Origin of the sequence: Bartonella gliris, from assembly GCF_045277155.1 — a bacterium.
In the GTDB taxonomy this organism is placed as follows: Bacteria; Pseudomonadota; Alphaproteobacteria; order Rhizobiales; family Rhizobiaceae; genus Bartonella; species Bartonella gliris.
This window is the reverse complement of record NZ_CP123962.1, coordinates 1,527,145-1,552,381: the sequence shown is the minus strand read 5'-3', so window position 1 is coordinate 1,552,381 and position 25,237 is coordinate 1,527,145. Positions and strand designations below refer to the sequence as shown.

The following is a 25,237-nucleotide window of genomic DNA, read 5'->3' as shown; positions in this document are numbered from 1 at the left end:
ATCACAAAAGCAGTCATTTATCTTAGCAAAAAACGCCTAATAGGATGAATCTTTAATTTTTAAGAGTCAAGTTTCTTTTTAAGAGTGAAGGGATTTTTTTATGATAAAACAAAAGAGTAAACCGATTGAACCCTACCCTTTTCCTCAGTTGATTTTGACATTAGATGTTCGACGGACCTTAAAGCCCACCTTTTTGCGCCAAATGATGCAAACAAAGTCTTTTGTGTGCGTTATCCTCTATGACTCTCAAGCAGAGCGTGATGATGAAGTTTTTTTACAAAAACAAGCGCAACTCTATGCAGAGGATATCCAAAAGAATGACGCCGCCCTTCTCGTTGCTGGTGACAGCCGCATTGCTGGACGGATAAAAGCGGATGGTTTGCACGTGGAGGGAGATATTAACACTCTTGCGTACTTTGAAAATCAGAAAAAAGAACAAAAAATCATCGGTTTTGGCAATTTGCGTAACCGCCATAGTGCCATGCTTGCTGGAGAAGCAGGGGTTGATTATCTTCTGTTTGGCAAATTAGGTGCTGATAAAAAACCGCACGCTCACCCCCGCAATCTCCAATTAGCAGGGTGGTGGGCAGAAATTATGGAAATCCCTGCTGTTGTGCAAGCGGGGAGCGATTTTGCAAGTTTTGAGGAAGTGTTAAAAACCACTTGTGAATTTATTGCCGTTGAAGAAATCATTTTCGCCCACGAAAATCCTTTGATGATACTTGAAATGATGCAAGAAAAATGCAAAAAATTCCCCCTGTAATACGGGGGAAACATCCTGATAAACATTATATGGATATCATAGGAATTCCGGGGGATTTTGCCATGTCCAGGTGCCCTCCGCACTAAAAGCAAAAAGGCTGACTAGAACTCAGTATTTTCAAGCTCCCGGAATACCAATGCGAGGGCGCTCGCAACCGGCGGGGGGTTTTAAAGTGCAAACCAAAAATCTTTTTAACGACATCTTCATTGGCAAAAAATTCGTTTTAGGCGAAAAATGTTGAAAATGTCTCAAAAACAATTAGGGCACTCTTTAGGGATAAGCTCTCAACAAATCCAAAAATATGAAACAGGATTGAATCGGGTAAGTGCGGGGCGTTTGAAAGATATTGCCGATATACTGAGTGTTTCACTTTCCTTTTTTATGCTGATCTCTTAACAAAACAAGACACCCCATACCATCACGATGAGATAATCTCGAACCAAGAGGAATACTTACTGTTAAAAAGATTTAGAGTCCTTACCTCTGTAAAACAGAGAGCAATTTTGCAGTTAATCTCTGATCAGAATGAAAACTTTTAACACCATGAGATATGGCTGCATTCCTTCCTGGTAAACTCATCTTAAAAGTACTCTATGACGACAGCACATCATGAAAATAATTATACAGAGAGTAGTACACTCTATGTCTCACATATGTTTTGTGTACTTTTAACATATATATTTTGTATGTTAATGATAAACTTTAAGCGCACTTGGAGATGATGGCAGTTTTTTTTAAAAAACGAATGAAAGAAATACCGCTTGATTGGAAATCGACATGTTGTTAGTACAATGATGAGCAAAGTTGCTCTTATTTCGATGTAAGAGCTTCCCAAGAGAACGTAACAATGAGTCAGGGGGGAATTTAAGATGTTGAAATATTTATGGTTGTCACCTCTTGTGTTGGCAGCCGGTTGTGCATCTGTGAATCATTATTCATCAAGTTATGTTGGTCAAGGTATTACGAAGAATGCTGCAAAATTTATCGCTAATGATTATATTCGCGGTATCAAAAGACCTTTACCGCCCGCTACAACCACACTTATTATCAAGAAAAATAGCACAGAAGACAACTTTACTCCTTTATTTGTCAATCTGTTGCGACGGAATGGATATCACGTAATCTATACAGATCAACCCCAAAAACAGCAAAATACAGGTGTACATTTAATTTACAGACTAACACCAAAGAATGATGGACGTATAATTTCTATTCTTCAGTATGATTGGGCTGGAGAGCCAAGTTATCATATACGTATTTATGATAATAGATGAACTCCTATCTCATGTGGACGTTTTCTCTATTTTAGACGGAAAGACTTAAAAGCTCTTGCTCAAGAAAAGTGATGTGTACCTCAATAAAAACCCTTGTTTTTAGCCAACATATTGTTTTCTCTGTTCATATGAATGGTCAAAGATAGGAAGAAAAGAATGCTCTCTTTACTCTGTTGTATTTTTTCTTTTCAACAGAGTTAAAACTTGGCCTTTTTTACAAAGATATGATGAGCTCTTGCAAAATAAAAAGCAATACAGATAAAAAGCAATTGGACTTTTAAAACGGATTCGAGATCGTTTTTTTCTTATAAAACAGTATGTACAACCATAATACAACCTCTAACCTAATCAGTAATTGTCACAAAGCTGATAAAAAACCGCGTAAGCTCACCCCCGCCATCTCCAATGAGAAAAATGGAAGCAGAAATTATGAAAATCCCTCCTGTTGTTCAATGGTTATTCAAGCAAGGAGCAATTTTACAAGTTTTGATGAAGTGTTAAAAACCACCTGTGAATTTATTGCCGTTGAAGAAATCATTTTTGCCCCCGACAATCCCTTGATAATACTTGAAATGATGAAAGAAAAATGTGAAAATTCTTAAATCGCGATAAGGAAAAGATATCTATGATTAAGAGAAGCGCGAGACTGCTTATCATGGGAGTGATTTGGTCTGCAATTTCTGTTACCAGTTCTTCTGGAGTTACCGAAGAACTGTCAAACTTTGAACGCTCTTTAAATACCATTCAAGATGCTTCAAACATGCAAGAACCTTTTCAGTCTTTAAAAGCTGGGGAATATGATCAAGCCTATGACTATTATATCCAGGGCTATTATTTGAAAGCCTTTCGTGAAGCGCTTAGGCGTGCTGAACAAAATGATCCCTTCGCACAAACTTTGGTTGGCCGGATTTATATGGAAGGATGTGCAGTTCCTCTTGATGGCGCGCGCGCCGCTTTGTGGTTTGGACGTGCGGCAAAACAGGGTGAACCACAAGCGCAATTGCGCTATGGTCTTATGTTATTTGATGGCAATTTTGTTACACAAAACCAAGAACTTGGTGAACAGTTTATTCGAAAAGCTGTAGAGGCTAAGGTAAAAGAAGCCTATTTTTATTATGGGCAAATGCTTCTTTACAAAGCCGCGCGCGAAAAGCAAGCTCTTGCCGGTGTCTTTACACAAAGCCGTGAAAGTGAAGCTATAGAACAGGCATTAAAATGGTTCTTAAAAGGAGCTGCCCTTGGTGACGCTGAAGCTTCTTTCGCTGCTGCAAAAATTCTCGCCTCAGGCACTTTAACACGACCAAAGGATGATCGTAATGCGCGCAAACTCATGGAAGTTGCTGCTCAAAATAAACACTCTATGGCACAACTCCTTTTGGCGCAATGGCTTGTACAAGGCCGTGGGGGAGAAGCCGATTTTCAACGTGCTTTTCATTTGCTTTTTAGCAATGCCACCAATATGATCGCACCAGCACAGATTTCTCTCGCAAGGCTCTATCGAGATGGAATAGGCACAAAAGGCGATATAATCATGGCAGCGGCATGGTATATGCTTGCAAAGCAAGCCAAAATGCAAGCACCGGATCTTGAAATGATGCTGCAAGGTATGGATAATGCACAGTTGGAGGAAGCGCGCAAAGAAGCAATAAAGCTTTTACCAGTTTTTTAAATGCACGCTCTAAAGCAATGATATTTTTTGTTTCAACACTATAAATCCGCAAAAAATTCTTTCAAAATCCCCAAAAAACTTTGTGCAAATTTTTAAAGGGCTTGCGTCTTGGCTATTTTTATGGTCTTGCAAAAAGCTGGAAAGCTACGATACACAAAGGTCCTTGTTGAAATCATTTTTGAGCTTTTCTTTCTGCAAAGATGATGAGAGCTCTCCTCTGTAAGGACAACAAGGGAACTTTTTTGCAAGGACGGAATTGGACGTAAACTATGAAAATTAATGGCAATGAAATTCGACCTGGTAATGTAATTGAGCATCAAGGAAGCTTGTGGGTAGCAGTGAAGTGCAATGCTGTAAAACCAGGAAAAGGCGGAGCATTTAATCAAGTCGAAATGAAGAATTTGATTGATGGTACAAAACTCAATGAACGGTTTCGTGCAGCCGAAACAGTTGAACGCGTGCGCCTTGAACAAAAAGATTTTACTTTCCTCTATCAACAAGGTGATGCTCTGATCTTTATGGATTCACAGTCTTATGAACAGCTTGAATTACAAAAAGATTTTGTTGGTGAGCGCGCTGCTTTTTTGCAAGACGGGATGACCGTAACGGTTGAGCTCTATCAAGAAAAACCAATAGGCATATCGCTTCCTGATCAGGTCACCGTAACGATTGCTGAGGCTGATCCTGCCATCAAAGGGCAAACGGTCACTGCCTCTTATAAGCCAGCAATTCTTGAAAATGGCATTCGTATTCTTGTGCCACCCTTTATTAATGCTGGTGAACGTATCATTGTTGATACCAACGAGTTGATTTATTTGCGTCGTGCAAATGAAAAAGACAAATAGGGATAAAAGATGGCCCATTCTGCAATCATGAATGTCATGGTGCAAGCCGCAATGAAAGCGGGGCGCTCACTGGTGCGCGATTATGGCGAAGTGCAAAATTTACAAGTATCTTTAAAAGGACCGGCGGATTACGTAAGCCAAGCAGACCGCAAAGCTGAAAAAATTATTTTCAATGAATTAAGCAAAGCACGACCAAAGTTTGGTTTTCTGATGGAAGAGTCTGAGGAAATTGTTGGAGAAGATTCTCAACATCGTTTCATTGTTGATCCTTTGGATGGCACAACAAATTTTCTTCATGGCATTCCTTTTTTTGCTGTTTCTATTGCCTTAGAAAGTCAAGGACAAGTTGTTGCTGGTGTCATCTATAATCCCATCCATGATGAGTTATTTACCGCCGAGCGTGGTGGTGGTGCTTTCTTTAATGATAGGCGGTGCCGCGTTGCTGCACGGCGAAAATTAGAAGATTGTGTTATTGCAACAGGAATGCCGCATTGGGGGCGCCCAGATCATGGAACCTATCTCATTGAATTGCGCAATGTAATGTCAGAAGTTGCAGGACTTCGCCGATTTGGAGCTGCTGCTCTTGATTTGGCTTATGTCGCTGCAGGAAGAACAGATGGATTTTGGGAAGATAATCTCCAGATTTGGGATATGGCTGCTGGAATGCTGATGGTTCGTGAAGCTGGTGGATTTGTCACCGATAAAGAAGGGGGAAACGATATATTTCGCAAAAAAAATATTATCGCTGGCAATGAACACATTCGCATGAAATTAGAAAAAACCCTCAAAAAAGGCATTTAAATCTCAAAAGAAGAATCTCTACAAGGCAATAGTGAGAGGGGCTGCTATCGACTTTCTTGAAACCAGCAACCAAGAAGTAAAGAGGGAATGAGACAGATATTTTGCAAAAACATCATCGCGAACAATGAGCGCACCCCTCAAATAAGCCTCCCTGCCCCCAAAAGCAATCCAAAACAGCTTACTGCGTATTATGTACGCTGTTGTTGTTCAAACTAAAATCAAAATAAGCTGGAAAATGAAATAAAACAGTAACCAATCAAAACCACACTATACAAGAAGTAATAACCACAGCCCAAGCAACAATATAAGTCCCTTGCCTCTCTCAATATTCATTTTTAAAGCAACATTCCTCAATGCCCTCAAGCCCATTTTACGATGGCACCCGTTCATGATATAACAGTAAAACCATTAAGCACTACCATCTTTACAGAAAGCACAAGCTTGGCACCATCATGCTCTTATGCAACCCCCAATGTTGTAACAATCCTTGCATTGCAGACGGAGATCTCTGAATATCTCTTCTATTTTTTCATATTCTGTATTTTTAGAGACATTGCTCTACCGTGATATACAAAATGTTGGATCTCTCTGTGTCTCTTCACGCATATACGCATTTGTGTCGAGATATTTCTTCCATTCTTCATGCTTATTCACTTTAACAATAATCACTATCATCCAATACGAATAAGAAACAATGAAACAACAACATCGTAGATTTATATTTTGTTTTTTTCGTAAAGGGGGAAGACCTACAAACTTTTCAACAATTATCCCATTCTGTCGCATGAAGCACACTGTTTTCAGACAAATTTGCTTAAAATGCTTAAAGTCCATTAAATTATTTCTTCATTATTGATTTTTTCGCAGTGCTCAGCAGTAAGTTCTGCTTTCAGCGCCCATTCCTATAGGCACCATGTTTCTGCATATCCTTGCGCACAGATATCCTCTATTATTGGATGTCGATGTCCACTAGCTTTAATGAGTTCCCTAGGGTGTTTTATTTTGAGGATTTCCTCTTCCCACCGCCTCATTTCTTGATCCCATTTTTCAATCCATTTCTTTATATTTTAAAGCTTTTCCTCCCATTTTGTCATGATCTCTTGGTATATCGCTACCTCTTGATTTTTTAGTTTCTCAAATTTCTCAAGTTACGCGATTGATTGCTTTTTATGAATATTCGCGAATGCGAGCATTAAACTTTCCCCAAAAATGTCAAAATTGCTCTTGCTCGTAAAATCTTCATTGAGACTTCAAAAGCCCAAAGCACACCGATAACTATGGCAAATAAAATCGTATCTCTCAATCCTGCATTCCAACCTTTCTCCCCTGCATACCAAAGGCAGTCAAATATGGCCACTCGCTGTTTTCATCAGAATGCGGATATTTATGTCAACAACTTACAAATTTATGACAAAGGCTTACTCAGGCGAAAATTGCAGTTTAGCCAAATGCGCATAAATGCCATTTTTTGCAATGAGTTGTGTATGTGTTCCTTCTTCCACAAGAGCACCTTTATCCATTACCAAAATGCGATCTGCTTTTAAAATTGTTGCTAAACGGTGCGCAATCACCAGCGTTGTTCGGTTTTGCATCAATCCATCTAAGGCTTCTTGCACGAGCATTTCGCTATTTGCATCTAATGCTGATGTTGCTTCATCAAGCAGCAACAGGGGAGCATTTTTTAAAACCGCTCGTGCAATACCAATACGTTGTTTTTGCCCACCAGAAAGCATGGTGCCACGTTCTCCCACTTCAGTATCAAAACCATTTGGTAAGGCTTTAATAAATTCAAATGCGTTGGCTGTTTTGGCTGCAGCGATGATTTGCTCTTCACTGACATTTTCGCTCCCAAAAGCGATATTATCGCGTAACGTACCATCAAAAATGGCGACATCTTGTGGGACATAAGAAATTGAACTGCGTAAATCTCGGAGGGAAAGGCGATTAATTTCCACGCCATCAAACCGTATTTTACCGCTTGTTGGATCATAAAATCGCAGAATCAAAGAAAAAATGGTACTTTTTCCCGCCCCTGAAGCACCAACAAAAGCAACAGTTTCACCAGGATTTACATAAAAAGAAAGAGAATGCAAAATCTTTTCCTGTGGTCTGGAAGGATAAGTGAAATCAACGTGATCAAAAACGATTGCTCCTTGGACAGGTTGTATTAATGGTAAAGGAACTTTGGGGGTTGCGACAGTAGGCTGTTCTTGCAACAATTCGGCAAGCCGTTCAGCAGCACCTGCTGCTTGCATGAGTTCTGCACCAACTTCTGATAATTGTGCAAAGGTTGAGGCTCCAAAGACCGCATAGAGAACAAATTGACCTAATGTCCCGCCAGACATGGTGCCATTCAAAACGTCACGGGAGCCAATCCACAAAACAGCAACAACGCTGCTAAAAACCAGAAAAATCGAAAAACCGGTGAAAAAAGAACGCAGAATTACCGAAGCACGTGCTGTTTCAAAAGCGCGTTCAATCAATTTTGAAAAACGTGCAGAAATGAGTTTTTCAGCGGTAAAGGCCTGCACAGTGCGAATAGCACTTACCTGTTCCGTTGCCAAAGCATTGGCATCTGCCAGACGATCTTGTGCTGCGCGTGTACGCGTACGAACTTTGCGCCCAAAGACAACGAGGGGAATGGCAACAAAGGGAATAGCAAGGAGAACAAGTGAAGAAAGCTTAGCATTTGTGATCACCATCATCACAATTGCTCCAACCACGACAATCAGATGACGCAAAGCAATGGAGGCGGTTGAGCCAACAGCCAATTTTATTTGCGTCGTGTCTGTTAACAGCCGCGAAACAAGTTCACCAGAATGGGAATGGTCAAAAAAAGCAGGAGAAAGTTGCGTAATATGGAAAAAAACATCGCGTCGTAAATCGGCAACAATCCGTTCTCCCAAAGTGATGACACAGTAATATCGGCAAGCGGAGGCAAGTGCGAGAAGCAAGGCTAACACAAACAAAATACCGAAGTAAAAATTGATATTCCCATGACTTGAAGAAGAAAAACCATGATCAAGCATTTGACGGATAGCAACGGGCAAAGCAAGCGTAATAAGAGCAGCCACAGACAAAGCAAGAAAAGCAAAAATAAACAACCAACGATAGCGCATCATATAAGGGCCAAAAGTTGAGAGCGAAGAAAATAAAGGTTTTGTATTAGAAGACTTTATAGATTTTTCTGAATGACTGAAAAAATTCATAGAATTTTGCTCACTTAATAAAGTTTTTTATAATTGTCGATGCAGGAATGCATCTTGAACACTTGTTTTTTGACGCGCGCTCAGTTATAGAAATAAGACTTCAATCAATTTATCAAAAAGACGAAGCAAGCGCACTTAAAAAAGTAAAAAAGTGCCATTTCGTTGTATGAAAGCAAAAGGTTTGCCACATGAAAGCGAATATTCACCCCAATTATCACAGGATTACCGTTGTTATGACCGATGGTTCCCAATATACAACGCGTTCTACTTGGGGAAAAGAAGGGGACACCCTTAATCTGGATATTGATCCAAGAACCCATCCAGCGTGGACAGGTGGATCTCAAACATTGGTAGATCATGGCGGTCGTATTTCTAAATTTAAAAATCGTTTTGGTAATCTTGGCATGTAAAATTTATTGCTAACGGTGAAGAGCGAAACAACTTCTAACAAGATGAATGCACGTTGCAAACAGTTGATCTGTTTTAAACCCCACTGATCTGTTTTGAATGTTGAGAGAAAGGCACCCTTAGAATTTTTACAGTTAAAGATTGCATGAAAAATACTCTAAAGTGCAATTCAGTACCCCGCTTAAAGCGGGGTTTTTTAGTGTCGAGATAAAATAAATCTCGATTATGCTTGTAGAGACAATGCTGATACAAAAGAGAAAAGAAAAAACACCCTTAATCTGAAGTGTGATCGGAGAACGCATCCAACGTAGACAAGGTGAATCTCAAACATAGGAAGATCATGGTGGATGCACATCTCCATCCACAAATTGTTTTGGATATCTTGGCATATAAATGTTTCCTTGCCATTGTGAAGGACCAAAAGACGCGCAAGGAGAACAATTGATCGCAGCAAGAAGTAAATCCATTTTAAGCCGTGAGAAGAATATTAAAACAGTACTTCTGTTTTATGCAATCTTCCAAAGAGTAACAGTAATTCTCATCAATAATCTTTCTCTTTATAGCCATAGGTAACTTTTCATACCTGTTAATGCCCTTATGAAGAACAGAATGCCATTGTGTTGCCAATTCACGGGATTTTTTAAAGAAACATTTCTCAACACACCTAGACCCATTTCGCGACGGCGCCCGTGAAGGATATAACGGTAAATCCATTGAGCACCACTCCTTTTACGCTGATGAAAGTACAAACCGGCACTATCTCTATTTGTCCCCATATTGGCGACAACCCTCGCATTTGAGAGTGTTCATAAGAGGCATTTTACCTCCTTTCTAAACAGTTTTATCCAACACGCCCGCCCCGCTCGTGACGCGCAAGGGGATGATTTTAATTGCTTCAACATCAACAGGTTTGGAATGAGAGAATCTTATAATATTCGGGGTTATGATCCAATATGCAAAACGCTAAATTATTTTTATAAATCAATATGATGCCGCACAAAAGCTTCATAAGCTTCATGTCTAACCCACCCAGACAATGACAACTCTCCATTCCCCCACTTATCCGCCTTTTAAACTGTAATCGAATAACTTCTTCTGATAACAAGCAATGGTAGCATGAAAAAGGAAAAATATCACAATATCAAACTCTTTGATACAGCATCAACCTTATGATTGTCACTTAAAAAGCAAAGACCCCCGCCCCACGAACAACAGCACACGATGATGCTGCTCATGCACAAATTTCCTTTAAAGCAACATCTCTCCTTATCCGATAATCGCCTCCCCCCAATCCCATCGCTTGATGGCAGGCATGAAGACTTAAAAAATGCTCTGAGAAAATTTGAAAGCTTAAAGCATCCCCCCTCCCACCATTTTTATTATGATGAGAGCATCATAAATCACACAGAAACAGACAGGCAAAATCTCCCCGCGTTCAAGCGCAAAGCTTGTTCTTCAAGCGCAAGATTTTTCCTGTTCTTTTGTCCATTTTCCTAAAGCAGCAAGATGGTTCATCCGTGCACGATGAGCAAAAGCCTTTTGCGCAAGTGCAATATTTTCATGCCTGCCACCCCATGCTTTCAAGGCAGCTGCTTGCAAAGCCCGCCCATAAGAAAAGGTTAATTTCCAAGGGCATGTTGCCAAAGCATTCATGGCCGACAAATGCGCCGTTGCTTCCTCATCAGATTGCCCACCTGAGAGAAAAGCAATTCCTGGAACAGCAGCAGGAACAGTCTGTTTAAGAACACGAACTGTCTTTTCAGCCACTTCTTCCACAGAAGCCTTGCGTGCATCTTTTCCATCAATCACCATATTAGGTTTTAAAATCATGCCCTCAAAAACAACACGTGCTTCAAAGAGTTCTTTAAACACTGTGTTCAAGACAGCATGTGTCACCTCAAAGCAACGCGCAATGGAATGCGCACGCGATGCCCCATCCATGAGCACTTCCGGCTCCACAATCGGCACAAGACCTGCTTCCTGACACAAAGCAGCATAGCGCGCAAGAGCTTGTGCATTTTGACTTATTGCGCTTTTTGTTGGCAGAGCATGTTCATCAATCGCAATCACCGCACGCCATTTTGCAAAACGAGCGCCTAAAGCATAGTAGTCTTTTAAACGCTCTCGAAGACCATCTAATCCTTCTGTAATCGTTTCCTGAGGAAAAGCCGCCAATGGTTTGGCACCGCTATCAACTTTAATCCCGGGTACAGCCCCCGCATCACGAATAAGATCCGTCAACATTTTCCCCGTAGATGCTTTTTGACGAATAGTTTCATCAAATAAGATGACACCAGAGATAGCGCTTTCCATAGCTTCTTTTGCGCTAAAAAGCATTTCACGATAGGCGCGGCGATTGTCTTCATGAGACTCAACACCAATAGTTTCAAAACGCTTTCCAATCGTAGCAGTACTTTCATCTGCCGCTAAAATACCTTTACCCGCACGCACCAAAGCAAGTGCAATATCTTCAAGACGTTCATTCATAAAAAAATCCTCTTTGTTCTGTCTTAATTTCTAAAAATGCGCAACAATATCAAAACACCTTACACGAGCACGACCATCTAATTTTTCTTTAACTTTCTCTTCTACGAAGCTCTTTAAGCCTGCATGAGGGCAAGAATACCCGGAAGCACCTTACCTTCCATCCATTCCAAAAAAGCACCGCCTGCAGTCGAAAGATAAGTAAAATCATTGGCAACACCAGCCTGATTAAGTGCAAAAACCGTATCTCCTCCTCCCGCGATTGAAACCAATTTCCCTTTTCGCGTACGTTCTGCTGCATGGCGTGCAACGGCAATTGTTCCTTGATCAAAGGGAGACATCTCAAAAACACCAAGAGGTCCATTCCACACAAGAGTAGCAGCCTTATCAATGACTGCATTGATAGAAACAATGGAACGCGTCCCAATATCGAGAATCATTCCATCTTCAGGAAGATCTTGCATATCATAGAGACGATGCGGTGCATCTTTTTCAAAACGAAATCCAACGATAGCATCCACAGGGAGCAGAAGTGCACATTGGCACTCCCGTGCTTTTTCAATGATTTTTTTTATCGTTTCCATCAGCGCATGTTCACACAGTGACTTACCAACTTGGACCCCTTGCGCCGCTAAAAAACTGTTAGCCATGCCACCACCAATCACCAAGTGATCAACTTTTTCAACCAAGTGATTGAGCACAAAAAGCTTACTGGAAACCTTTGCCCCTCCCACAAGAGCGACCACTGGATGTGTTGGATTGCCAAGCCCTTTTTCTAAAGCCTGCAATTCAGCCTGCAAAGAACGCCCCGCATAAGAAGGCAATAAATGTGTTATTCCCTCCACCGAAGCATGGGCACGATGAGAGACTGAAAAAGCATCATTGACATAGAGATCACCATGATGGGCTAAAGCCTCAGCAAAACAGCAATCATTTTTTTCTTCCCCTGGATGAAAACGAACATTTTCAAGCAATAAAATATTACCATTTTGCAACGCCTCAACCGCCATCCGCGCTGCTGCTCCGATACAATCTGATGCAAAAGCCACCGGCCGGTTGATTATTTTTTCTAGCGCTTGCACAACAGGGTACAGTGAAAATTCTGGCTCCCCCTTTCCCTTAGGGCGACCACAATGCGAAAGAAGAATAATCTTAGCACCACGTCCTTGCAGCTCAATGAGTGTCTCTTTATGTCGCTCTAAGCGCATCGTATCACAGACCTTGCCCAGCGACATTGGAACATTAAAATCCACGCGCACGAGAACACGTTTCCCCGCGACATCAACATCATCAAGTGTACGAAAACCCATCACTGCTCCTTTTTTACTTCTAGTTGTTTCAAACAAATGCACGCACTCAACTTCTTTTCCAAGCAGTCTCCTCTTATCTTCAGTCAAAAAGATCCGCTATAACGTGCATTCTCTCAACCCCTAGAATCTTCACTTCCTCAGCATTTTTTCAATACTTGTCTCGTTCAAATCTCACTTTTTCAAATTCAGCTCTTTGATGCGGTTAGAAAAAACCACACATTCTCGTGCCCAAATGAAACAAGATAACACTCACCATCAATCACTAAACCAGCTTCTTTTTTCCAGCACACCAAGAATGATATCTGTTACTGTTTTCTCAAAAAGAACGCACCTTAATTTCATATTGCAAAAATGGCTTTCTGTTGTGAAAAAGGACCCGAAGGTCCTCTATTCTTACACTGTTTTGGCAAAAGCCACAGCGGTATCACTCATGCGGTTAGAAAAACCCCACTCATTATCATACCAAACCAGAACACGACAGAGTCTGCCATCGATCACCTTCGTTTGATCATTGTGAAAAATACCTGAATGCGGATTATGATTAAAATCACAACTCACAAGCTTTTCCTCTGTATAATCTAGAATTCCCTTAAGGGAACCTCGTGCAGCAGAACAAACGGCAGTGTTTATTTCTTCAATTGTTGTGGAACGCTTAGCGGTAAATGTCAAATCAACAACGGAAACATTCGGAGTTGGCACACGAATCGAGACACCGTCGAGCAACCCCTTTAATTCTGGTAAAACCAATCCTACAGCCTTCGCTGCACCTGTTGATGTCGGGATCATAGAGAGTGCAGCAGCACGTGCACGATAAAGGTCACGATGCATTGTATCCAACACCGGTTGATCACCTGTATAAGAATGGATTGTTGTCATAAAGCCCTTTTCAATGCCAACGGTGTTGTGCAACACTTGCGCAACAGGCGCCAAACAATTGGTTGTACAAGAAGCATTAGAAACAACGCGATGCTCCTTGCTCAAAGACTGATGATTAACCCCATAGACCACTGTAAAATCTGCGCCTTCAGAAGGTGCAGAAACAAGCACCCGCTTTGCCCCCGCATCCAAATGCGCACTTGCCTTGTCTCGCGCAGTAAAAATGCCCGTACATTCCAAAGCAATATCAATATCCAAAGTCTTCCAAGGCAATTGTGCTGGCTCACGCTCTGCAAACACCTTTATCAAACCACGCCCAACATCAATTGCATCACCAACAACCTGAATGTGTCCTGGAAAACGCCCATGAACGGAATCATAGCGCAACAAATGCGCATTGGCTTCCACTGACCCCAAATCATTAATTGCCACAACTTCGATATCTTGCCGGCCACTTTCCACAATGGCACGCAAAACATTGCGCCCAATACGACCAAACCCATTAATTGCAACGCGAACACTCATTTCACATCTTCCTTATCAATCTTTATAGCACAATAAATGGGCATTGTTTTCCACCGCCCCCAAATCCTTAACAGCCACAACCTGACTATCTCATCTGTCACTTTTTACAATGGCACTTTTCACAATGGCACATAAAATCTTGTGCTCACTACAAGCAACCCCGTTCATTGCACCATGAACACTCATTTCACATTTTCCTTATTGATCTTTCCAAGCTCTTTTTCAACGGTAGCGACCACATTTTCACAAGTGATATCGAAATGCGCATAAAGCGCATCCATGGTTCCACTTGCACCAAATCCGTCCATACCAATAAACAGTCCATCACAGCCAATAAAACGGTCCCACCCTTGCCGAAGTGCAGCTTCAATAGCAACCTTAATCGGTGCATCCCCAATGAGAGCACACTGATATGAGAGAGATTGTTGCGCAAAGAGTTCAAAACAAGGCACTGAAACCACACGTGTTGGGATACCTTTTTCTTCTAACACCGCATGTGCCTTCACCGCGATTTGCAATTCTGAACCAGAAGCAAACAATGTCACTTTCGCATCATCACTGGCCGTTAATAACTCATAAGCGCCTAGCATACAGAGATTTTCTTCTTCATATTCTTGACGCAAGAGCGGTAAATTTTGTCGGCTCAAAGCCAAAGTAGAAGGTGTTTTACGTGCTTTCAATGCTAATTGCCAACATTCAGCTGTTTCCATAGCATCAGCAGGTCGAAAAACAAAATGATTAGGAAGTGCGCGCAACGCCGCCAAATGCTCCACTGGCTGGTGCGTAGGACCATCCTCACCAAGACCAATTGAATCATGAGTCAAAACATAAATCACCCGCAACCCCATGAGAGAAGACAAACGCATTGCAGGACGCATATAATCAGAAAAACATAAAAAGGTTCCGCCATAAGGAATACAACCGCCATAAAGGGCAAGACCATTCATCACGGCTCCCATTGCATGTTCGCGAATTCCATAATGCAGATAGCGTCCTGAAAAGTCTTCAGCAGAGATACTTTTCATCTGAGTGCTTTTTGTATTATTGGAGCCAGTTAAATCAGCAGAACCGCCAATGGTCTCCACAACGACTTCATTGATAACTTCAAGAGCCATTTCAGAAGCTTTACGTGTAGCAACGAAAGGACAATCCTCGACCAATTTCTGCTTATAAGCATCGATAGCGCCATCAAATCCGCCCACGAGATCGCCCCGCATCAATCTTTCAAACTCCACCCGCTCTGACACAGGAAGAGCCGCCAATTTTGCTTCCCATTTTTGTCGTTTTTTAGCAGCATTAAGACCAGCCAAGCGCCAATTATCGAGAATATCTGCTGGGATAATGAAAGGCTCTGCCTCCCACCCCAAAGCAACACGGGTTACAGCAATTTCGCGTGCACCCAAAGGTGACCCATGAACTTTATTGGTTCCTGCTTTATTTGGTGCTCCAAAACCAATGGTTGTTTTACATGCGATCAACGTTGGTTTATCGGAATTTCGTGCAGCCTCAAGAGCATGCGCGAGCGCTGCTTGGTCATGTCCATCAACTTTGAGTGTATTCCAGCCAGATGCCTTAAACCGCGCCATCTGGTCAGTACTGTCAGCAATGGAAATCTCTCCATCAATAGAAATATTATTATCGTCCCACAACACAATGAGCTTATTGAGTTTTAAATGCCCAGCAAGTGAAATGGCTTCTTGAGAAATTCCTTCCATGAGACACCCATCGCCAACCAACGCGTAAGTGTAATGGTTGATAAGATCTCCAAAACGCGCATTATGCAAGCGTTCACCAAGCGCCATTCCCACGGCATTAGCCAATCCCTGTCCAAGTGGTCCAGTGGTTGTTTCAATTCCTGCAACATGGCCATATTCTGGATGCCCAGCGAGTTTAGACCCTAATTGGCGAAAATTTTTGAGATCCTCAAGAGAGATATCTTCATAACCAGAAAGATACAAGAGAGCATAAAGCAACATAGAGCCATGTCCAGCGGACAACACAAAGCGGTCACGATTGGGCCAACGAGGATTTTTGGGATCATGGGCAAAGAATTTTGTATAAAGGACGGTGGCAATATCGGCTGCCCCCATCGGCAAACCAGGATGACCAGAATTCGCTTTTTCAATTGCATCAATAGCAAGAAAACGGATAGCATTGGCCATCTGATTCTGTTGTTCGGTGTTTGTCATGAATGATAGACCACTTTGTTAAATGCGTTATTTTGTTGCTTCTTGCGTATTCTCTTTCATTTTTTAAAGAATACTTTTCAGTCTGTTTAAATCGTCAGCGTGAGACCTCTTACGATCACTTCAGTAACCATTCCCCTCACACATCTTTTATGCATATATCATTTATGCCAATACTCTCAAAAAATCCAGCCTTTAATTAACACCTATCTCCTGCTTTACTTGCTAAAACACCCTACATACTTAAAAATAAAATTGACACAAGAAAAGAAAATGAGTGATTCGTTTTTGCATAAAGAACTGATAAAGGATACAATCACGCATAAGGATATAACATCATGAACCAAGAAACTCAGGTTCTAGCACACGCTTTAGAGCAACTGGAAAAAGCACTAAGAACCTTAGAGATTACCATTATAAACCGCAACGCTGTTATTGATAAAAACAACGAATGGGAAGAAGAAATTCAACGAATGAACGCTGATCGTAGCCGTCTTGCCCAAGCACTTGATAAAACCGAAGCACAAATCGAGCGGCTAGAAGCAGTGAACAAAGAAGTTTCTAAACGTTTGATAAAAGCGATGGAAACGATTCGCGTTGTAATTGATAGATAAAGGCTTGAATGCATGGAAACTGTTTCCGTCACAATTGATGGTAAAGTTTATCGTATGGCTTGCGATAAAGGGCAAGAACACCATCTCACTGAGCTTGCAGCTCGATTGGACCAATATATCACACATCTAAAGACAAATTTTGGTGAAATCGGTGATCATCGTATATCCGTTATGGCCGGCATTATGATTATCGATGAAATGGAAGAAATAAAACGAGAACATAAAAAATTACAAGAAGACTATGAAACTCTTTTACGACTCCACAATGAAAGAGAACGCACCATGGGAAGGATTATGCGAGACACAACAGAGCGGATTGAAAAGCTTACCCATCAATTGCTCAAAGATGAACAAAATAGTTCTCATTCTCAGGAGCAGGAAAATCCTCAGGAAAATCCTTAAGTGCACATCAGTTGTTAAAAAAGAGTGGTATAACGCTAAAAGACCGGCATGATTGTACGTACATCCTTGTGAAAGGATCGTGTAAATTGCAAAAGCAACAAGCAAACGGAAGTGACCTCTCAGAAAAAAGAGCACTGCGCGTATCTCGTATAACCGGTCGTAACCACATCAAAAACCTCTCTCCAAGAGAATATCGAGAGAGTATAATCAAAATCCATCGAATACCACTTTCTTTACACTTATGAAGGCATAAGCCCGCCCCATTATTATACCCCATTATCATATAAGTGCCCAATATTGCGACAACTCTTGCCTTTAGACGATTCATAAGAGTTCTCTTTACGCCCTTCTCAAACATTGTTTATTCTACAGGTCCCTCTTGCGATAGACACACAAATGTTTTTGATTCTGAATGCGAAGGGTTGAAATGAGAAAAACTTCCTATATTCAGGGACATCACGCAAGTTCCAAAAGACAAAGGCGAGATACAAGCGATAAAAATCCATGCTGCACAAACGCCCGCGTTAAACCACCTTTGTTCCCTCTTCAGAAACAGAAGCGATGCGCTGTTAACTCATGAGCACCAAGCGAACCAAGGGGGACAACCTGCTGTCACAAGGAAGCGCTCTCCCCTTAAGCACAAAAGCCTTCTCGAAAAGCAATCGCAGCCCACACGATCAACCATATCTTCTAAGCCCTGCGCATCTTGCACAACTTGGCAACCACAAAAAGAGAAACTCCCAAACTAAGTGCAAGCACCGCTCTGTTTCCATGATGGAGAAAAAAGCAATAATTGTTCGAAGTTTTTTTGGCATATACAAAAGGACCAAAAGGGTACACCATGTCACAATTAAGTCTGGATGCTAAGTCTTGAGGAATGTCCAATCCTCTGTTCCTCTATCATCAAAAATATTCGTTTCAGAGCAATCTGTAACACTTAATTTCCAAGCATCCTCTTCTGAAAGAATAAAAGAACAGTTTTTGAAAAAATTACATAGTTTTCTTCTTTATTCCAGCAATCATGCTGGTTTTCATATTATCCACCTAATCCGTTGAACTTCCTGCTTGTTTTTTTATAGACGATAAAAGTCATAGCACTGAAAAGAAAAGCGCTTAACAGAAGATATCCGATGTTCCATTCCTCTTTACCGAGCAACAATGACACAGGTAAAGAGGCAGAAAAAGCCATTGGCAGCAGAAACAAAAACCATTTCACGATGCTTGAAGGATAAATTGCAATGGGGATGAATGAAAGCTCATAAACCATTGCATGAAAATATTCGACTGGCATCTTACGATTGGTAACAAACGTTATAAAGTTGAACATCATGCAAAAACAGATGTTGACGATAAAGACACAAACTATTGCAACGATAAAAGAAAACCATCCAATCTTAATGCTTGACAGATCCGGTAATGAGACAAAAAAATACGCACTCATACAAAGAACAAATAAGTTTATCAGACGAAGAGGATTGCACCAGCCAACCAGCATAAATACCCAGATTGAAACAGGCTTTGTCAGATATGATTCAACCTTACCACTTGCGACTTTTTCAAAAAAAATTCCAATAGAATTGGTAAAAATACTTAAAAATACCCGGAGTAAAATGAAGACAACAAAAATAAGATGAATTTCCTCTCTGCTATAGTTCCCAATTCTTCCTGAAAAAGAAGATATTTTATCAATAAATATAAATTGAATAAAATAATAGCAGAGAGAAAGAACGAACTCCCCAATCAAATTCTTACCGTAAACAATCTGCCGGCGTATATTCATACCGATAAAATGAATGATTATCTTCACCTCAACCACCCGCTCCATGATAGACTTTCATTCCCTTCTTCCAGACAACATGAATAAAGAATAAAAGACACAAAATATAAAAAATACTACCCACAACAAACTGCTGGAAAACCGCCAAATTATGCGTCGCAAGAAACTCAGCAGGAGCAGAAATCATGAAATGATAAGGGTTAAACCGCATGAGCGGAATGAGCCACGTAGGCCAGAAAGAAGGTGGCAAAAGAACACCACCAAGAAGGGCCGAACTGAGGATACTAAAAGAGAGCAATATATTGTACTCAATCACCCAGAAAACCAGTAATGAAAGTGCAAAGGAAAGTAAAAAACAAAGCAATTGTGAGAGAACAATAATGAGAAAAAACAATAAAAAAGAGAGTATTAATCCAAAAATATTTTCATATGATAAAAGCAGCTTTACAGTAAAGATCACAATTAAAGGAATGCTATATAACACACTCTCACCCAAAAAGGTAAACAGCATTTGTGTCATATAACTGAAGGATTTGGTAAGAGAGACTTCTAATTTACCTTCTTTAACATGTTGAGAGAAAGATTGAATGAGGCCATAACCATTATTTAAGCGTGATAACACTAAGGCAAAGGCATAATAATACATCATATCATGAAAGCCAAAACCGTTTATAGTATCATCCATGTCAGCAAAAAGTGCATTCCACAACATCAGTTGAATAACAAATGGCGAAAGAGTCCCCATGACAAAATCGGTAAAAAACATTGCCCTGTCACTGAGGATAGTAAGCAACCCATTCCGAGCAAAGAGAAACATAGCAAAGCAATGGTTAGATAAATTCTTTAAATTTAACACGGAGCATCTCTTCAAGGGAGGGAGTGGAGACAGAGAACGTACAGTTGAGTTCCGTTGCTATTTCTCTTATGAACCGTGGAACATCTTCATGAGACAGCGAAATCTCTAGCGCGCATTTTTCATCGTTAAATTGTTTATCTGACAAAAGAACAGACAATTTTAGCGCAATCTCATCAATTTTTTCTACAAGAGCTGAAGATGCAGCCAAATGTTCACAAAAAAGCGTCATTCTTACCAAAGAAGGGATCATGTCTTTAAGCGCATTAATAGCGCCATGAAACTGCTTCTTTCCCTTATGTAAAAGAATAATATCATCGACGTATCCATCAATATCGCCCATATCATGACTCGTGATGATATATCCCATGCCTCGTTCTCTTTTCAGTTTTTTAAGCAGCTCTCTGATTTCATGTTTGGATGTAATATCAAGACCAATACTTGGCTCATCGAGAAACAACAATTTAGGTCTAAAGGAGAGATTAAACGCCAATTCACTTTTCACTCTTTCACCCAGACTAAGCATTCGCACTGGCTTATCCATGATATGCTCAAGACCCAACAACTCAGCAATCTCTTTAAGATCTCGCGTAAAAGAAGCACGTTCCAGACCATATAATGGTTGAACCATATCCAGACTATAGCGTAAGGGTAAATCCCACCATAAACAATTCTTGTGACCAAAGACCACCCCCAAAGACTTAAACAGATCCTTCTTCGCTTTATAAGGATCAACCCCAAGGACTTTAACGCACCCCTCATCAGCACATTGTATACCAGAAAGTATTTTAATCAGTGTTGATTTACCCGCTCCGTTAGGACCAAGAATTGCTAGAGATTGCCCTGAGAAAAGAGTAAAATGCATATCTTTCAACACATGATGATTGGTATAAACGGGCTTAAAAAGAGAGACCACCCTGTTTCTAAAACCAGTTCCTCTGTCTATGTTGCGATATATTTTTGAGACGTTGTTAAGGTCAATCAATGGCGATGCCATCAGCCTCTCCTCATGTTCACTGATACCTGTTTGAAGATACCCTGTCATCTGTGAGTATCCGCACGCGTGCAGTCGTAAAAATAAACATGCGCAAATCGTCCTTATGGCAATCAAACGCCTCCAACACTTTATCTCCAACTTTTGTTATGGCATGCTTCTTCAGTACAATGCCTAATACGCTCGCTTGAGTTAGGAATCACCACCCTGAACATTTAAGCCAGATATTTTTTGAAATTCACGAAATACACCCATCATTTGGTTTCTACCATTTGCTACACTAGCCTTCCCATTATTTGTGAAAAACCACAATAGCAAAAGACCGGACAACTCGTTCTCAATCACCTTGTAACGGAATTGGATCTTTAACAATTGCATAATTTAACAATTGCATAATTGAGATCATTTTTTACTGGTTTAAGCTGTCCAGTGGTGCGCAAATATAAGTGGAAAGAGAAAAACCAACCTGTTTTGCATTTGCTTCTCTGCTTTCTTCTGCATTAAAAATGCACCAAACACTTCATCTAAATTTTTGCAGCTGTGCCATTTTCCCCCTTTTAAATTGCGGATGCCGTCAAATCTCGTAGAGCAAGATACATTGAGTATTTATGCGATGAACCCCTTGGTTCACATCTCAAAGGACGAAATCTTCCACCCACCCCGCTCTGTAATCAAATTGATTTCTCTAAGTACATTCCATCCCCTCACCACTTATCTGATCACTTCATAGGCTCTAGGGACAAGTCCTGCACTGAATATCTCATTCAAGTTCACATGTCTACACTTGATTGATACAAAAGAAACCTGAAATCAGACAGAGACACCCCCCACTTTTAACAATACATGTGCCTTAACATGCACCTCATATCACCATCTTGAAGGATAAATATTCTACCACACTCCAAATAAAGAGCAATAATGGGTGTATTTGGGCGCTCACGAGAGGCACGCACACCCGTTGTACCTGAAGCAGTGTAAACAACAATGGGTTAATTTAAGCGTTTTGGCAAAAAACGTAACACGCAAATGCGCGCATTAAACCGCCTTTGTCCTGCTTTCAGAGACAGAAGCGATACGCAGTCAAGTCGTGGCACCAGGGGTACCAAGGGGGACGCCTGCTGTCACAAGGAAGCGCTCTCCCCTGAAGCACAAAAGCCTTCTCGAAAAGCAATCGCAGCCCACACGGTCAACCATATCTTCTAAGTCCCGCGCATCTTGTGCAACGACACAATGAAGCCCCCAAACTAAGCTCAAGCGCCGCGCTGTTTCCACGATGGGTGATAACGCAATAATGGGTGTGTTTGGGCGCTCACGAGAGGCACGCACACCCGTTGTACCTGAAGCAGTGTAAGCAACAATGGGTTAATTTAAGCGTTTTGGCAAAAAACGTAACACGCAAATGCGCGCATTAAACCGCCTTTGTTCCATCTTTCAGAGACAGAAGCGATACGCAGTCAAGTCGTGGCACCAGGGGTACCAAGGGGGACGCCTGCTGTCACAAGGAAGCGCTCTCCCCTGAAGCACAAAAGCCTTCTCGAAAAGCAATCGCAGCCCACACGGTCAACCATATCTTCTAAGTCCCGCGCATCTTGTGCAACGACACAATGAAGCCCCCAAACTAAGCTCAAGCGCCGCGCTGTTTCCACGATGGGTGATAACGCAATAATGGGTGTGTTTGGGCGCTCACGAGAGGCACGCACACCCGTTGTACCTGAAGCAGTGTAAACAACAATGGGTTAATTTAAGCGTTTTGGCAAAAAACGTAACACGCAAATGCGCGCATTAAACCGCCTTTGTCCTGCTTTCAGAGACAGAAGCGATACGCAGTCAAGTCGTGGCACCAGGGGTACCAAGGGGGACGCCTGCTGTCACAAGGAAGCGCTCTCCCCTGAAGCACAAAAGCCTTCTCGAAAAGCAATCGCAGCCCACACGGTCAACCATATCTTCTAAGTCCCGCGCATCTTGTGCAACGACACAATGAAGCCCCCAAACTAAGCTCAAGCGCCGCGCTGTTTCCACGATGGGTGATAACGCAATAATGGGTGTGTTTGGGCGCTCACGAGAGGCACGCACACCCGTTGTACCTGAAGCAGTGTAAACAACAATGGGTTAATTTAAGCGTTTTGGCAAAAAACGTAACACGCAAATGCGCGCATTAAACCGCCTTTGTTCCATCTTGTGAGACAGAAGCGATACGCAGTAAGTTCGTGGCACCAGGGGTACCAAGGGGGACGCCTGCTGTCACAAGGAAGCGCTCTCCCCTTAGGCAAAAGCCTTCTCGAAAAGCAATCGCTGCCGCACGATCAACCATATCTTCTAAGTCCCGCGCATCTTGTGCAACGACACAATGAAGCCCCCAAACTAAGCTCAAGCGCCGCGCTGTTTCCACGATGGGTGATAACGCAATAATGGGTGTGTTTGGGCGCTCACGAGAAGCACGCACACCCGTTGTACCTGAAGCAGTGTAAGCAACAATGGCTGCCAATTGAAGCGTTTCAGCAATCTGACGTGCCGCAAGAGAAATCGCATCTGTCCCTGTTGACTCCGGCACAGGATGCTGCGCACCCATCTGAGCCTCATAAGTGGGATCTTGTTCGATTTGCCTAGCGATTCGGTCCATCATCAGCACTGCTTCTTCAGGATAAAGACCAGAGGCTGATTCGGCAGACAACATCACAGCATCTGTTCCTGCATAAACTGCAGTCGCCACATCAGAAACTTCTGCCCGCGTCGGAACAGAAGATGTAATCATTGATTCGAGCATTTGCGTCGCCACCACAACGGGCTTTCCCACCAAACGACAAGCTTTTATAAGCTCTATCTGAAGTGCAGGAATCCTCTCCAATGGCATTTCCACACCAAGATCTCCCCTTGCAATCATGATGCCATCAGAAACATTCACAATCTCTTCTATATGCTCCAAGGCTTGAGGTTTTTCGATTTTAGCCATCAAAGATACTTTGTTTTTCGTCAACTGACGCACCGCTATAATATCTTCTGGGCGCTGGATAAAAGAAAGAGCAACCCAATCAACAGGTTGTTCCAACACTGCCTGAAGATCCTCCTTATCTTTTGATGTCATTGGACCAAAAGGCAAAACTGTATCGGGAAGACTAACCCCTTTTCGATCCGAAATATGGGTTCCAGCAACCACACGACATTGAGCAGAATGTCCATCACACGCCTGCACGCACAGTTCCAATTTTCCATCATCAATCAACAACCGATCACCAGGTTTGACAGCTGCTAACACTTGCGCATGCGGAAAAAAAACACGCTGTGCATCACCAAGAACATCACAATCATCCAACGTGAAGTTTTGCCCTATAACAAGCTCCTCTTGCCCCTTAGCAAAACAACCAACGCGCAATTTTGGCCCCTGTAGATCCACTAAAATGCCGATTGGGCGACCAACTGTTTTTTCGACCTTTCGGATTTTCTTCACCAAATCACACATGGTTTCACGATCAGTGTGACTCATATTAAGACGAAAAACATCTGCTCCTGCCATAAAAAGCTTCTCAATCATCGCAATGGAAAAAGAAGAAGGACCAAGAGTAGCAATAATTTTTACTTTACGTGCACGCTTCACTGTGAGGGAACTCCTGAAAAAGTAGGGGGCTGTATCACCGAATCGTTGAACAAAGAAATATCCGTCAACTGTACCATCCAACTGGTTTGATTACCTGTATCAATTTCTTTAAACTCAGCCTTTTGATACCCGCGAGGAAAACAATCATGAACCCCTTGAATAGTAAATTGGCTATCTTGCACACACATGGTTATAGAACCTTGCCAGTTCCCTTTTTTTTGTGCACCTTCTGCATAAAAATAATAAAACCGTGAAGAAAGAGGTCCCTCGATCAAGGTTTTACACCCTGTCACTGGTACCATCCACCACCCTTCGCTCACCCAACCTGAAAGCGTACGATAACCAAGAGCAACACCAACAGGCTGCTGGGTAGAATTACAAACTCGGAAATCAGCTTTTGCAAAACCAACAAGCGGAAACAAGAGCAGAACGCTCAAAAGAAAAGCCCAAAGTCCTCTCTGAAACACCCATTTCTGTTTTTTGGCAACCACAAAACCACCTTGATGCCGTAAGCCCTTAAAACAAAACATACATCCCTTTTCTTCTCATCTCTCAAGAATCTTGCAAATGTATAATAGAGGTATATTTATTTCTTTTCTGCTTTTTATTGCTCTTTTGTCAATGCATAAGCTTAAACTTTTACAAAATATTTAAA

At 41.7% G+C, this 25,237-nt stretch carries 21 protein-coding genes and 3 pseudogenes; 9 read left to right on the top strand and 15 right to left on the bottom strand.

Going from position 1 to position 25,237, the window contains the following annotated elements:
• Window positions 1-100: 100 nt before the first annotated feature.
• From QHG54_RS06925 to QHG54_RS06900, 6 genes and pseudogenes are all read left to right on the top strand, one after another.
• Entirely contained in the window at window positions 101-763 is a 663-nt protein-coding gene (locus tag QHG54_RS06925; RefSeq protein ID WP_406604079.1) for a thiamine phosphate synthase, read from the top strand.
• Between the two features lie 136 nt (window positions 764-899).
• Window positions 900-1,302 (top strand): annotated as a pseudogene (locus tag QHG54_RS06920) (helix-turn-helix domain-containing protein).
• A 330-nt stretch (window positions 1,303-1,632) separates the two neighbouring features.
• A complete protein-coding gene (locus tag QHG54_RS06915; protein ID WP_317993884.1) occupies window positions 1,633-2,037 on the top strand; it encodes a hypothetical protein in 405 nt (134 codons plus the stop codon).
• A 625-nt stretch (window positions 2,038-2,662) separates the two neighbouring features.
• Window positions 2,663-3,706 carry a tetratricopeptide repeat protein gene (locus QHG54_RS06910; RefSeq protein WP_317993885.1) on the top strand — a complete coding sequence of 348 codons (1,044 nt, stop codon included), beginning with the start codon at window positions 2,663-2,665 and terminating at the stop codon, window positions 3,704-3,706.
• A 269-nt stretch (window positions 3,707-3,975) separates the two neighbouring features.
• Window positions 3,976-4,551 carry an elongation factor P gene (gene efp / locus QHG54_RS06905; RefSeq protein WP_317993886.1) on the top strand — a complete coding sequence of 192 codons (576 nt, stop codon included), beginning with the start codon at window positions 3,976-3,978 and terminating at the stop codon, window positions 4,549-4,551.
• A gap of 9 nt (window positions 4,552-4,560) precedes the next feature.
• A complete protein-coding gene (locus QHG54_RS06900) occupies window positions 4,561-5,352 on the top strand; it encodes an inositol monophosphatase family protein (protein WP_317993887.1) in 792 nt (263 codons plus the stop codon).
• A gap of 1,418 nt (window positions 5,353-6,770) precedes the next feature.
• On the opposite strand, the gene QHG54_RS06895 is transcribed toward QHG54_RS06900, so the two are convergent.
• Window positions 6,771-8,561 (bottom strand): ABC transporter transmembrane domain-containing protein, encoded by a 1,791-nt coding sequence (locus tag QHG54_RS06895; RefSeq protein WP_406604078.1) that lies wholly within the window; start codon window positions 8,559-8,561, stop codon window positions 6,771-6,773.
• Between the two features lie 188 nt (window positions 8,562-8,749).
• Here QHG54_RS06895 and rpmE point away from each other — a divergent pair, with 188 nt between their 5' ends.
• Window positions 8,750-8,971, top strand: coding sequence for a 50S ribosomal protein L31 (gene rpmE / locus QHG54_RS06890; RefSeq protein ID WP_317993889.1), 222 nt, complete (start codon window positions 8,750-8,752; stop codon window positions 8,969-8,971).
• A 589-nt stretch (window positions 8,972-9,560) separates the two neighbouring features.
• Here rpmE and QHG54_RS06885 read toward each other — a convergent pair.
• From QHG54_RS06885 to tkt, 5 genes and pseudogenes are all read right to left on the bottom strand, one after another.
• Window positions 9,561-9,788, bottom strand: a pseudogene (locus QHG54_RS06885) (Arm DNA-binding domain-containing protein); the annotation flags it as partial.
• Between the two features lie 636 nt (window positions 9,789-10,424).
• Entirely contained in the window at window positions 10,425-11,456 is a 1,032-nt protein-coding gene (locus QHG54_RS06880) for a class I fructose-bisphosphate aldolase (RefSeq protein ID WP_317993890.1), read from the bottom strand.
• 113 nt (window positions 11,457-11,569) lie between these two features.
• Complete coding sequence (locus tag QHG54_RS06875; RefSeq protein ID WP_317993891.1) at window positions 11,570-12,763, bottom strand: phosphoglycerate kinase; 1,194 nt, start codon at window positions 12,761-12,763, stop codon at window positions 11,570-11,572.
• Between the two features lie 393 nt (window positions 12,764-13,156).
• Window positions 13,157-14,164, bottom strand: a complete 1,008-nt coding sequence (gene gap / locus QHG54_RS06870; protein WP_317993892.1) for a type I glyceraldehyde-3-phosphate dehydrogenase — start codon at window positions 14,162-14,164, stop codon at window positions 13,157-13,159.
• A gap of 182 nt (window positions 14,165-14,346) precedes the next feature.
• Window positions 14,347-16,353, bottom strand: a complete 2,007-nt coding sequence (gene tkt, locus QHG54_RS06865; protein WP_317993893.1) for a transketolase — start codon at window positions 16,351-16,353, stop codon at window positions 14,347-14,349.
• Window positions 16,354-16,688: 335 nt separating this feature from the next.
• Between tkt and QHG54_RS06860 the strand changes: the two genes are divergently transcribed.
• On the top strand, window positions 16,689-16,964 hold the full coding sequence (locus QHG54_RS06860; protein ID WP_317993894.1) for a DUF4164 domain-containing protein: 276 nt from the start codon (window positions 16,689-16,691) through the stop codon (window positions 16,962-16,964).
• A gap of 12 nt (window positions 16,965-16,976) precedes the next feature.
• Window positions 16,977-17,366, top strand: a complete 390-nt coding sequence (locus QHG54_RS06855; protein WP_317993895.1) for a cell division protein ZapA — start codon at window positions 16,977-16,979, stop codon at window positions 17,364-17,366.
• Window positions 17,367-17,890: 524 nt separating this feature from the next.
• Here the strand turns inward: QHG54_RS06855 and QHG54_RS06850 are convergent.
• From QHG54_RS06850 to QHG54_RS06810, 9 genes and pseudogenes are all read right to left on the bottom strand, one after another.
• A pseudogene (locus QHG54_RS06850) lies at window positions 17,891-18,166 on the bottom strand (pyruvate kinase alpha/beta domain-containing protein); the annotation flags it as partial.
• Window positions 18,167-18,402: 236 nt separating this feature from the next.
• Window positions 18,403-19,191, bottom strand: a complete 789-nt coding sequence (locus QHG54_RS06845) for an ABC-2 family transporter protein (RefSeq protein WP_406604077.1) — start codon at window positions 19,189-19,191, stop codon at window positions 18,403-18,405.
• Window positions 19,175-19,909, bottom strand: coding sequence for an ABC-2 family transporter protein (locus QHG54_RS06840; protein WP_406604076.1), 735 nt, complete (start codon window positions 19,907-19,909; stop codon window positions 19,175-19,177). The genes QHG54_RS06845 and QHG54_RS06840 overlap by 17 nt, the downstream gene beginning before the upstream one ends.
• Before the next feature lie 64 nt (window positions 19,910-19,973).
• Complete coding sequence (locus QHG54_RS06835; RefSeq protein WP_317993897.1) at window positions 19,974-20,993, bottom strand: ATP-binding cassette domain-containing protein; 1,020 nt, start codon at window positions 20,991-20,993, stop codon at window positions 19,974-19,976.
• A gap of 1,077 nt (window positions 20,994-22,070) precedes the next feature.
• Window positions 22,071-22,316, bottom strand: a complete 246-nt coding sequence (locus tag QHG54_RS06830) for a pyruvate kinase alpha/beta domain-containing protein (protein ID WP_396335810.1) — start codon at window positions 22,314-22,316, stop codon at window positions 22,071-22,073.
• Window positions 22,317-22,444: 128 nt separating this feature from the next.
• Window positions 22,445-22,690, bottom strand: a complete 246-nt coding sequence (locus tag QHG54_RS06825) for a pyruvate kinase alpha/beta domain-containing protein (RefSeq protein WP_396335810.1) — start codon at window positions 22,688-22,690, stop codon at window positions 22,445-22,447.
• 127 nt (window positions 22,691-22,817) lie between these two features.
• Window positions 22,818-23,063 (bottom strand): pyruvate kinase alpha/beta domain-containing protein, encoded by a 246-nt coding sequence (locus QHG54_RS06820; RefSeq protein ID WP_396335810.1) that lies wholly within the window; start codon window positions 23,061-23,063, stop codon window positions 22,818-22,820.
• Window positions 23,064-23,145: 82 nt separating this feature from the next.
• Window positions 23,146-24,582, bottom strand: coding sequence for a pyruvate kinase (pyk, locus tag QHG54_RS06815; RefSeq protein ID WP_317993898.1), 1,437 nt, complete (start codon window positions 24,580-24,582; stop codon window positions 23,146-23,148).
• Window positions 24,579-25,112 (bottom strand): DUF1036 domain-containing protein, encoded by a 534-nt coding sequence (locus QHG54_RS06810; protein ID WP_317993899.1) that lies wholly within the window; start codon window positions 25,110-25,112, stop codon window positions 24,579-24,581. The genes pyk and QHG54_RS06810 overlap by 4 nt, the downstream gene beginning before the upstream one ends.
• Window positions 25,113-25,237: the final 125 nt, after the last annotated feature.